This window comes from Zooshikella harenae (assembly GCF_018837975.1).
GTDB lineage: Bacteria > Pseudomonadota > Gammaproteobacteria > Pseudomonadales > Zooshikellaceae > Zooshikella > Zooshikella harenae.
Map to the genome: position 1 here is coordinate 1 of NZ_JAGSOY010000366.1, position 553 is coordinate 553.

Consider the following 553-nt stretch of genomic DNA (forward strand, 5'->3'; position numbering starts at 1 on the left):
AAAGGTTTTCAGTACACCGTCGCCATCCACCTGAGTGATCAACTGATTGCGGGCATTGTAGTAAAAGGTGGTGGCCTGACCATTAGCATCGGTCTCACGGATCATGTTACCCACCGCATCGTATTGGCGATTCACCATCGCGACTTGTGGGCGTGGCTGGCCTTCAACCTGATGTGCATTCTGACGCTGTTGAATCAACTGCCCCTGGGCGTTATAGCGAAACTCAGTGACCCGTGGCTGATCGCTGTTGGCACCGACGATGGTTTGGGTTTTATTGCCCAGTTGATCGTACTGATGACGGGTAATGATGGCCTGAGTGCTAACCAGACCTTGCTCGACATCGGTCACCACACGTACTTCCGGGGAGGTCTCTTCGATCAACCGACCTTGAGCGTCATAGGCATAGTGGGTGGTATTACCATTGCCATCGGTGGCGCTGATCTTATTGCCCAATGCATCATAGCTAAAGGTGGTGGTGACGCCGGCTTGTGTCGAACTCAGGATTTGACCAAAGGCATTCAAGGTATGCTGCTGGGCTATCACCCTATCCAAC

At 52.6% G+C, this 553-nt stretch carries 1 pseudogene; it reads right to left on the bottom strand.

Going from position 1 to position 553, the window contains the following annotated elements:
- A pseudogene (locus tag KCG35_RS26150) lies at positions 1-522 on the bottom strand (RHS repeat domain-containing protein); the annotation flags it as partial.
- Between the last annotated feature and the right edge of the window lie 31 nt (positions 523-553).